This window comes from Variovorax paradoxus NBRC 15149 (assembly GCF_001591365.1).
Classification (GTDB): domain Bacteria; phylum Pseudomonadota; class Gammaproteobacteria; order Burkholderiales; family Burkholderiaceae_C; genus Variovorax; species Variovorax paradoxus.
Genome location: NZ_BCUT01000006.1, coordinates 329855 through 339334, shown reverse-complemented (window position 1 = coordinate 339334; position 9480 = coordinate 329855). Strand labels below are relative to the sequence as shown.

Here is a 9480-nt window from a genome sequence, read left to right as displayed (position 1 = left end):
CTTGAAGACGGCCAGGTCATGATGAACGTGGTCGAACTGAAGACGCATGCCCTCGACCTGGCACCGCCGCGCGCCGGCCCCGGTGCCGCCACGGCTGGCAAGCTGGGCGACGAGACTTTCGACGCGCAGGCGCCGCACAGCAGCTAGACGCGAACCGAGACACCACCCATGGAAGAAACTCGCTCCACCTGCCCCTACTGCGGCGTGGGCTGCGGTGTGATCATCGAATCCGATGGCGCCCAGATCACCGGCGTGCGCGGCGACCCCGATCACCCTGCGAATTTCGGGCGCCTGTGCACCAAGGGCTCGACGCTGCATCTCACGGCGACGGCCACGGTCACGCGGCAGACGCGGCTGCTGCAGCCGATGCGGCGCGCCGAGCGCGGCGCGACGCCCGAGGCCATCGGCTGGAATGGCGCGCTCGACATGGCAACGGACAAGTTCGCCCAGGTCATCCGCGACCACGGCCCCGACGCCGTGGGCTTCTATGTCTCGGGCCAGCTGCTCACCGAGGACTACTACGTCTTCAACAAGCTCGCCAAGGGCCTCGTCGGCACCAACAACATCGACACCAACTCGCGCCTGTGCATGAGCAGCGCGGTGGCCGGCTACAAGCAGACCCTGGGCGCCGACGCGCCGCCGGCCTGCTACGACGACCTCAAGCATGCGCAATGCCTTTTCATCGTGGGCAGCAATGCCGCGTGGGCGCATCCGATCCTGTTTCGCCGCATCGAGGATGCGAAGGCCGCGAACCCGGGGCTCAAGATCATCGTGGCCGATCCGCGCCGCACCGACACGGTGGAGATCGCCGACCTGTTCCTGCCGATCCAGCCAGGCACCGACGTGATGCTGTTCAACGGCATGCTGCACCTGATGCTGTGGGAAGGCTGGACCGACAACGGCTACATCGCCGGCCACACCAGCGGCTTCGATGCACTGAAGGCCACGGTGCGCGAATGCACGCCCGACAAGGTGGCGCAGATCTGCGGCATCTCGAAAGAAGACCTGCTCGCCGCGGCGCGCCTGTTCGCGACCTCGCCCGCCACGCTGAGCCTCTATTGCCAGGGCCTCAACCAGTCGTCGAGCGGCACCGCGAAGAATGCGGCGCTGATCAACCTGCACTTGGCCACCGGCCAGATCGGCAAGCCCGGCGCCGGCCCGTTCTCGCTCACGGGCCAGCCCAATGCGATGGGCGGACGCGAAGTGGGCGGCCTGGCCAACCTCTTGAGCGCGCACCGCGACCTGGCCAATCCCGCGCACCGGGCCGAAGTGGCGGCGCTGTGGAATGTGCCCTCGGTGCCCGAAAAACCCGGCAAGACCGCGGTCGAGATGTTCCAGGCCGCGGCCGACGGCGAGATCCGCGCGCTGTGGATCGCCTGCACCAACCCCGCCCAGTCGATGCCCGACCAGGCCACGGTGCGCCGCGCCCTCGAGCGCGCCGAGTTCGTGGTGGTGCAGGAAGCCTTTTCGACCACCGCCACCTGCGCCTTCGCCGACCTGCTGCTGCCCGCCACCACCTGGGGAGAGAAGGAAGGCACCGTGACCAACAGCGAGCGCCGCATCTCGCGCGTGCGGCCCGCGGTGGCGGCGCCCGGCGAGGCACGGCACGACTGGTCGATTGCCGTGGACTTCGCACGGCGGCTCGAACAGCGGCTCGGCGCCACGCCCACGCTGTTTCCCTACGAGACCGCCGAGTCGGTCTGGAACGAGCACCGCGAATCCACGCGCGGCCGCGACCTCGACATCACCGGAATGAGCTACGCGATGCTCGACAGCGCGGGACCGCAGCAATGGCCGCTGAAGGAAGGCGAGGCCACCGGCCGCGCACGCCTCTACGAAGACGGCGTCTTCCCCACGCCGGACGGCCGCGCGCGCTTCGTCGACACGGTCTACAAACCGGTGGCCGAGGCGCGCGAGGCGCGCTATCCGTTCTCGCTCAACACGGGGCGCCTGCGCGACCAATGGCACGGCATGAGCCGCACCGGCACCGTCGGCCGCCTGTTCGGCCACGTGGCCGAGCCGCTGGTGCAAATGAATGCGCAGGACATGGCGCGCCGCCAGCTGAAGGACGGCGACCTCGTGCACCTGACCTCCAAGCGCGGCTCGATCCTGCTGCCTGTGCAGGCCAGCGCCGAGATCGGCCTGAGCCAGGCCTTCGTCGCCATGCACTGGGGCGAGGAATACCTGAGCGGCTGCTCGTCGACCGGCACGCCGCTCGCGGGCATCAATGCGCTGACCACCTCGGCCTACTGCCCCACCTCGAAGCAGCCCGAACTCAAGCACACGCCGGTCAAGATCCTCAAGGCCGAGCTGCCCTGGTCGCTCCTGGCCATGGCCTGGCTGCCGCCCGACGCGGCGCTGGCCGCGCACCAGGCGCTCAAGCCGATGATGGCGATGTTTCCGTTTGCCACCTGCGTGCCGTTCTCGGGCAACACGCCGGGCGAGGAACGCAGCGGCATCCTGTTCCGCGCCGCCGCGCACGATGCGCCGGCCGATGAAACCATCGACCGCATCGAAGGCCTGCTCGGCCTGCGCGGCAGCGATGCCCTGCGCTACGCCGACCGCCGGCGCGGCCAGCGCCGCGTGGCGCGGCTGGTGCGGCGCGCCGACGGCAATGCCGGCCTCGAAGCCTTCCTGCTGGGCGGCGACACCAGCGCGGAGGCCTGGATCGGCACCCTGCTGCGCGAGGAGATTCCGGCGCAGAGCTACGGCCGGCTGCTGCTGTCGCCGGGCGCGCGCGCGCCGGTGGCGGTGCAGTCGCGCGGACATCCGGTCTGCACCTGCTTCAACGTGACCGACCTGGCGATCCAGGCCGAACTGGGCCGCTGCACCGGCACGCCCGACGAACGCCTGGCCGCGCTGCAGGGTGCGCTCAAATGCGGCACCAACTGCGGCTCCTGCCTGCCCGAGCTCAAGCGCATGGTGCGCGCAACGCCCGCCGAGACCGTGGCCGAGGGTGCATAAGCCGACTTGCATTCCGGCATAAGCATTGCGGGACAATCGGCGCACCCATGGGAATCAGCCAATACATCAAGGAAATCGGCCGCGGCGCGCGAGGCGCCAAGCCGCTCACGCGCGAACAGGCCGCCGACCTGTTCGGCCAGGTGCTGGACGGCACCGTCACCGACCTGGAGATCGGCGGCTTCTGCCTTGCCATGCGCATCAAGGGCGAAACGCCCGAGGAGATGGCGGGCTTCCTCGATGCCACGCATGCCAGGCTCAACCGCCTGCCCGCGGCCGACCGCCCGCTCATCGTGCTGCCAAGCTACAACGGCGCGCGCCGGCTGCCGGTGCTCACGCCGCTGCTGGCGCTGCTGCTGGCGCGCGAAGGCCTGCCGGTGCTGGTGCACGGCAGCGCCACCGAAACCTCGCGCGTGCTGGCGTCGAACGTGCTGGAGGCGCTGGACGTGCCCGCGCTGCCCGCCATCCGCAAGATTCCTTCCGGCGAGGTGGGCTTTGCGCCGACCGAACTGCTCAATCCCGCGCTCAAGCGGCTGCTCGACGTGCGCCGCGTGGTCGGCCTGCGCAACCCTGGCCACAGCGTGGTCAAGCTGATGCAGCCGACCACCGGCCCCTGCGTGATCGTGGCAAGCTACACGCATCCGGAATACGCGCGCACCATGGGCGAAACCTTCGAGCTCATGGGCATGACCGCCCTGCTCTCGCGCGGCCTCGAAGGCGAAGTGGTGTCCGACCCGCGCCGCACTGCGCAGATCGACGGCTTCGTGCGCGGCGTGCGCAGCGAACTGCAGGCCCAGGAAAGCGGCACGGCAAGCGAAGTGCCGGGCCTGCCGAAGGAGATCGACGTCGCGACCACGGCCGCGTACACGCGGCGTGTGCTCGATGGCGAGCTTCCCGTGCCGGAGGCCATCGCAACGCAGGTGAGGCACATCACGCAACTGGCATCCCACGCATGAACAAAGCCACTTCTTCATCCACCGCCGGCAGCTGCACGCTGGTGGGCGCCGGCCCCGGCGACCCCGAACTGCTGACCCTCAAGGCCGTCAAGGCGATCCAGGCCGCCACGGTGCTGCTGGTGGACGACCTCGTGAGCGACAGCATCCTGGCCTCGTATGCGCGGCCCGATGCGCGCATCGTGCACGTGGGCAAGCGTGGCGGCTGCAAGAGCACGCCGCAGGCCTTCATCGAGCGGCTCATGATCACCGCGGTGCGCGAAGGCGAAACCGTGGTCCGGCTCAAGGGCGGCGACCCCTTCATCTTCGGCCGCGGCGGCGAAGAGGTCGAGCACCTGCGCGAAGCCGGCATCGAATGCACGGTAGTCAACGGCATCACGGCCGGCCTCGCGGCCGTCACCTCGCTGGGCGTGCCGCTCACGCACCGCGACCATGCGCAGGGCGTGGTGTTCGTCACGGGCCATGCCAAGACCGGCGCCGGCGCGGCCGAAGACCCGACCGACTGGCGCGCGCTGGCCGCCACCGCGCACAGCGCGCGGCTCACGCTCGTGATCTACATGGGCGTGGCGGGCGCCGGCCACATCGAACGCGAACTGCTGCACGGCCTGCCCGGCGACACGCCCGTGGCCGTGGTGCAGCACGCGAGCCTGCCGCACCAGCGCCACGTTGCGACCACGCTCGGCAAGCTGCAGGCCGGCATTGCCGAAGCCGGCATCGCGAGCCCCGCGGTGATCGTGGTGGGCGACGTGCTGCGCGGACTGGCCGCGGCGGCGCTGCCGGCCGACGCGAACCGCTTCGGCACCTAGGCTTCCGGGGTTCCGCGGCGAAGGCCCGGCGGGCCTCGCACGCGCGGTGCCTCTGGGCCGCAAGCCACCGACGTGGCATGGAGCGTGCTTAACGCCAGCATGCTCGCCTTCCGATCATTTTTCGCCCCCCGGGCCCCTCGATGAGCGCCGCCGCCATCGCGCCCCCGCCCGCCGCCGTCGAGGTCGTCGCGCTCAGCAAGCGCTATGCCGCGGGCACGCCCGCCGCCGTCGACCAGATCGACCTGCGCATCGCGAGCGGCAGCTACTGCTGCCTGCTGGGCCCGTCGGGCTGCGGCAAGAGCACCACGCTGCGCATGATCGCGGGCCACGAGTCGGTCACGAGCGGCGACATCCTGCTGGACAACCGCAACATCACCAACCTGCCCGCGGCCGCGCGCGGCACCGCGATGATGTTCCAGAGCTTCGCGCTGTTCCCGCATCTTTCGGCGCTGGACAACGTGGCCTTCAGCCTCAAGATGAAAGGCGTCGGCAAGGCCGAGCGCCAGAAGCGCGCGCGCGAGCTGCTCGAGCGCGTGGCGATGGGGCACTTGGCCGAGCGCAAGCCCGGCGAGCTCTCCGGTGGCCAGCAGCAGCGCGTGGCGCTCGCGCGCGCGCTCATCACCGAGCCACGCGTGCTGCTGCTCGACGAGCCGCTGTCGGCGCTCGATCCGTTTTTGCGCATCCAGATGCGCGCCGAGCTGCGGCGCTGGCAGAAGGAACTGGGGCTGACCTTCGTGCACGTCACGCACTCGCAGGAAGAAGCGATGGCGCTGGCCGACACCATGGTGGTCATGAACCACGGCGTGATCGAGCAGGTCGGCTCGCCGCACCAGGTCTACGACCATCCGGCGAGCGAGTTCGTGGCGCGCTTCATGGGCGGCCACAACGTGTTCGACACGCCCGCCGGCCCGGTCGCCGTGCGCAACGACCACATGCGGATCGCCCGCGGCGATGCAGCCGGCGGCCTGCCCGCCACGGTCACCGACGTCGAATACCAGGGCACCTACGTGCTGCTCGGCCTCGCGCTGCAGGACGCCGCGCCCGGCCGCGGCAGCGTCTCGGTGCTGCTGGGCGAGGCCGCCTTTCTTGCAAGCCCCCATGCGCCGGGCGATGCGGTGCACCTGTCCTGGGCCGAGGCCGATGCGCGCGTGCTCGGCCCCGGCGCCAAGCCGCCTGCCGAGCACGCGCCGGCACCGGCCGCGAGCGGCAGCCGCCCCGCGCGCGACGACCTGGCCGCGCTCGCGAGCATGCCGCTGTGAGCGCGCGGCCGTTCTTGCATTGCCTGCATTTCCGTTCGTTTTTTTCCACGTTCCCTCCCCTGCTTTTTTCTTCCACGGAGACTCTTCCATGACCGACCCCATCGACTCGTCCGCCGGCCTCCAGCGTCGCACCCTGCTGCAAGGCACCGCCGGCATCCTGGCCACGGGCATCGCGCCCTTCGTGCATGCGCAGGAAAAGATCGTGCTGCGCTACCTGGGCACGGCGGTGAACCAGGACAAGGCCATCGCCGAGAAGTTCAAGGCCGACACCGGCATCGAGATCCAGTACGTGGCCGTGACCACCGACGACGTGACCAAACGCGCCGTCACCGCGCCCAACAGCTTCGACCTGATCGACACCGAGTTCTTCTCGCTCAAGAAGATCGTGCCCACCGGCAACCTGAAGGGCATCGACACCAAGCGCGTGAAGAACGCCGGCAAGATCACCTCGCTCTTCACCAAGGGCGAAGTGGGCGGCAAGAAGGTCGGCGACCAGGGCACGGCACCCATCAAGGTGATCTATCTCGAAGGCGAGAAGAGCAAGGCCTTTGCCAAGTCGCCCACGCAGTTCATGTCGCTGATCCCGACCACCTACAACGCCGACACGCTGGGCATCCGCCCCGACCTCATCAAGCGCCCCATCGGCTCCTGGGCCGAGCTGCTCAATCCGGAATTCAAGGGCAAGGCCGCGATCCTGAACATTCCGTCGATCGGCATCATGGACGCCGCGATGGTGGTGGAGGCCAAGGGCATCCACAAGTACGCCGACAAGGGCAACATGACCAAGGCCGAGATCGACCTCACGATCAAGACCCTGATCGAAGCCAAGAAGGCCGGCCAGTTCCGCGCGCTGTGGAAGGACTTCAACGAGTCGGTGAACCTGATGGCCTCGGGCGAGGTGGTGATCCAGTCGATGTGGTCGCCCGCGGTCACGGCCGTGCGCGGCAAGGGCATCGACTGCACGTTCCAGCCGCTCAAGGAAGGCTATCGCGCCTGGGCCTCGGGCTTCGGGCTGCCGGCCACGCTCTCGGGCAAGAAGCTCGACGGCGCCTATGAGTTCATCAACTGGTTCCTCGACGGCTGGGCCGGCGCCTACCTCAACCGCCAGGGCTACTACAGCGCCGTGCTCGACACCGCCAAGACCAAGATGGAAGCCTACGAGTGGGCCTACTGGATGGAAGGCAAGCCCGCGGCGCAGGACATCAAGAGCCCGCAGGGCGACGTGATCGCCAAGGCCGGCGCGGTGCGCGACGGCGGCAGCTACGAGCAGCGCATGGGCGGCATCGCCTGCTGGAACGCGGTGATGGACGAGAACGAATACATGGTCCGCAAGTGGAACGAGTTCGTCGCAGCCTGACCCCGTGAGCGCCCCCACCGCCAGCGCGCATGCGCCCAGCCCGTCCGTCCACGCCGTCAAGGCATGGTGGCAGGCGGCGCCGTTCGCGCTGGTGTTCCTGCTGTTCTTCCTGGTTCCGCTGGCGCTGGTCGCGATGGTCAGCCTGTGGAACTTCAACGAGTACGAGCTGATCCCCGCGGTCACGCTGCGCAACTACCTGAGCCTGTTCGAGGGCTGTTCGCATCTCACCGACAACGGCGACCTGTGCGTCACGCTCAACACCTACCTGAGCACCTTCAAGTTCTGCCTGCTGGTGTGGGGCATCACGCTGGTGGTCGGGTTTTCGGTGGCCTACTTCCTTGCGTTCCACGTGCGCTCGCCGGGCATGCAGACGGCGCTGTTCGTGCTGTGCACCGTGCCGTTCTGGACTTCCAACGTGATCCGCATGATCTCGTGGGTGCCGCTGCTGGGCCGCAACGGGCTGGTGAACCAGGCACTGATGGGCCTGGGCGTGGTCAACCAGCCGGTCGAGTGGCTGCTGTTCTCCAATTTCTCGGTGGTGCTCGCCTTCGTGCACCTCTACACGATGTTCATGATCGTGCCGATCTTCAACAGCATGATGCGCATCGACCGCTCGCTGCTCGAAGCCGCGAGCGATGCGGGCGCCTCGGGCTGGCAGACGCTCTGGAACGTGGTGGTGCCGCTGTCGCGCACCGGCATTCTGATCGGCTCGATCTTCGTCATCACGATCGTGATGGGCGACTTCGTCACCATCGGCGTGATGGGCGGGCAGCAGATCGCATCGATCGGCAAGATCATCCAGGTGCAGACCTCGTACCTGCAGTTTCCGCTGGCCGCGGCCAACGCGGTGATCCTGCTGGCGGTGGTGCTGATGATCATCTGGGGGTTGACGCGGCTGGTCGACATTCGCAAGGAGCTTTAGGGTGAACTTATTCGGGCTTCGTTGTTCAGGGCGCGCTCCCGCCGACGGGGTACCTTGCTCCGCGAATGTCCCCCGCGCTTCGCGCTCCTCCTTTATTTCGCTGCGCAAGGCACCCCATCGACGGGAGCGTTGGAAAGAGCCGTCGTTGATCAGCGGTAACCGGCGGCGTGCCCAAGTGCACAGAGCATCGGGTGCTCCCCGCAGCGAAATAAAGGAGGAGGCCGCAGGCCGGGGGACATTCGCGGAGGGGAGTACCCGGTGATCTGTGCACGCGCCCTGAACGACAGCGCCCTGAACAACAGCCCCCCGAAAGAAAAACACAGATGAGCCAACGCATCGGAGAACAACGCGCCCCCGGCTTCTGGCCCTTAGCGATCGTGTTCGCCCTCTTCGTGCTGTTCCTCTACGGCCCGATGATCACGATCTTCATCCTGAGCTTCCAGGGCCCCGAAGGCGGGCTGACCTTCCCTTTGCGCGGCGTCTCGCTGCACTGGTTCCACAAGCTGGCCGAGGGCCTGGGCACCGTCGACATCGGCGCGGCTTTCCGGCGCTCGCTGGCGCTGGGCGCCGTGGTCATGGGCTTCACCGTGGTGCTGTCGGTGCTCGCCGGGCTCGCGTTCCGCAAGAAGCTCGCGGGCAGCAACGCCCTCTTCTTCGTGACCGTGGCGAGCCTCATCATGCCGTCGATCATCATCTCGCTCGGCATCGGCCTGCAGTTCCGGCTGCTCGACACCGGCATCAAGAGCCTGCTCACGGCAATGGACGCCACCACGCTGCTCGAAGGCTACGGCACCGCGCTCGGCCTCTTCAGCTCCGCGCTCGGTGCTCACCTGACCTGGACCCTGCCCTTCGGCCTGCTCATCATGTTCGCGGTGTTCAACCGCTTCAACCCGACCTACGAGGAAGCCGCGCGCGACCTCGGCGCCACGCCGTGGCAGGCCTTCCGCTTCGTGGTGCTGCCGCTGATCGGGCCGTCGATCGTCGGCATCGGCATGTTCGGCTTCACGCTGTCGTGGGACGAGATCGCCCGCACCTCGCAAGCCATCGGCGACGTCAACACGCTGCCGCTCGAGCTGCAGGGCCTGACTTCGACCGTCACGACGCCTTCCATTTATGCGCTGGGCACGGTGACCACCGTCGTTTCGCTGCTGGTCATGGCCGTGGCGCTGGGCACGGCCGCGCTGCTGCGCCGGCGCGCGGTCCGGCCGCGCTGATACCGGAG

At 68.4% G+C, this 9480-nt stretch carries 7 protein-coding genes; all 7 read left to right on the top strand.

What is annotated here, in order from left to right:
* Nucleotides 1–168: 168 nt before the first annotated feature.
* The 7 genes from VPA02S_RS25615 to VPA02S_RS25585 all read left to right on the top strand — a co-directional run bounded on the left by VPA02S_RS25615 (nucleotide 169) and on the right by VPA02S_RS25585 (nucleotide 9472).
* The gene (locus tag VPA02S_RS25615; protein WP_062366411.1) at nucleotides 169–2964 is read left to right on the top strand and encodes a nitrate reductase; all 2796 of its coding nucleotides are present in this window, start codon (nucleotides 169–171) and stop codon (nucleotides 2962–2964) included.
* Between the two features lie 47 nt (nucleotides 2965–3011).
* A complete protein-coding gene (ybiB, locus tag VPA02S_RS25610; RefSeq protein ID WP_012748627.1) occupies nucleotides 3012–3917 on the top strand; it encodes a DNA-binding protein YbiB in 906 nt (301 codons plus the stop codon).
* Nucleotides 3914–4720: a uroporphyrinogen-III C-methyltransferase gene (cobA, locus tag VPA02S_RS25605; RefSeq protein ID WP_062366410.1), complete on the top strand. Its 807-nt coding sequence runs from the start codon at nucleotides 3914–3916 to the stop codon at nucleotides 4718–4720. The genes ybiB and cobA overlap by 4 nt, the downstream gene beginning before the upstream one ends.
* Before the next feature lie 140 nt (nucleotides 4721–4860).
* On the top strand, nucleotides 4861–5979 hold the full coding sequence (locus VPA02S_RS25600) for an ABC transporter ATP-binding protein (RefSeq protein WP_062366408.1): 1119 nt from the start codon (nucleotides 4861–4863) through the stop codon (nucleotides 5977–5979).
* 88 nt (nucleotides 5980–6067) lie between these two features.
* Nucleotides 6068–7336 carry an ABC transporter substrate-binding protein gene (locus VPA02S_RS25595; RefSeq protein ID WP_012748630.1) on the top strand — a complete coding sequence of 423 codons (1269 nt, stop codon included), beginning with the start codon at nucleotides 6068–6070 and terminating at the stop codon, nucleotides 7334–7336.
* Nucleotides 7337–7340: 4 nt separating this feature from the next.
* On the top strand, nucleotides 7341–8258 hold the full coding sequence (locus tag VPA02S_RS25590) for an ABC transporter permease (protein WP_018906359.1): 918 nt from the start codon (nucleotides 7341–7343) through the stop codon (nucleotides 8256–8258).
* A gap of 323 nt (nucleotides 8259–8581) precedes the next feature.
* The gene (locus VPA02S_RS25585) at nucleotides 8582–9472 is read left to right on the top strand and encodes an ABC transporter permease (protein WP_062366406.1); all 891 of its coding nucleotides are present in this window, start codon (nucleotides 8582–8584) and stop codon (nucleotides 9470–9472) included.
* The last annotated feature ends 8 nt before the right edge of the window (nucleotides 9473–9480 follow it).